This is a genomic window from Agrobacterium sp. MCAB5, assembly GCF_052114365.1.
GTDB lineage: Bacteria > Pseudomonadota > Alphaproteobacteria > Rhizobiales > Rhizobiaceae > Agrobacterium > Agrobacterium tumefaciens.
This window is the reverse complement of record NZ_JBFREP010000190.1, coordinates 1-528: the sequence shown is the minus strand read 5'-3', so window position 1 is coordinate 528 and position 528 is coordinate 1. Positions and strand designations below refer to the sequence as shown.

1 protein-coding gene is annotated in these 528 nt (G+C 62.3%); it reads right to left on the bottom strand.

The features are described from left to right. On the bottom strand, positions 1–415 hold a 415-nt coding region (locus AB4Z23_RS28155), incomplete at its 3' end, for an aldo/keto reductase (protein ID WP_441361266.1). Positions 416–528 lie beyond the last annotated feature (113 nt).

The window sequence follows — 528 nt, the reverse complement described above, 5'->3', positions numbered from 1 at the left end:
GGTTGAAGTTGCAAACGCCGATGGCGCGCGCCAACCCTTCCTCCTTCAGTTTGGTGATGGCGTCGAGCGTGGCGCTTATGTTCATCTTCGCTGATGGCCAATGCACGAGGAAGAGATCGATATGGTCGAGGCGAAGCTTGCCGAGGCTCGTATCGAAGGACCGTCGCAGGGCATCGGGGGAGAGCTTGTCGTGCCAGACCTTGGTGGTGACGAAGAGGTCAGCGCGGTTTATGCCGGAGGCCGTGAGCGCCGCGCCGACGGAGGCTTCATTGTCATACATGGCGGCGGTATCGACGTGGCGAAAGCCGAGTTCAAGCGCACTTTCGATCACCGGTCGGGCGGCATCGCCCGGCATCCTGAAAGTCCCCAGTCCTAACCGGGGTATAGCGACACCGTGAGTCTCAATCGTTTCCATGATCAAACCTTTCGAGTTGCGAGGGACGCGACGGCAGAGGCAGAAGCCGTCCGCCGCCCGTTCTCCCGGCGCGTTCACGCGGTCTCGCTCGCCGCTGCTTGCCGGACCAGCGC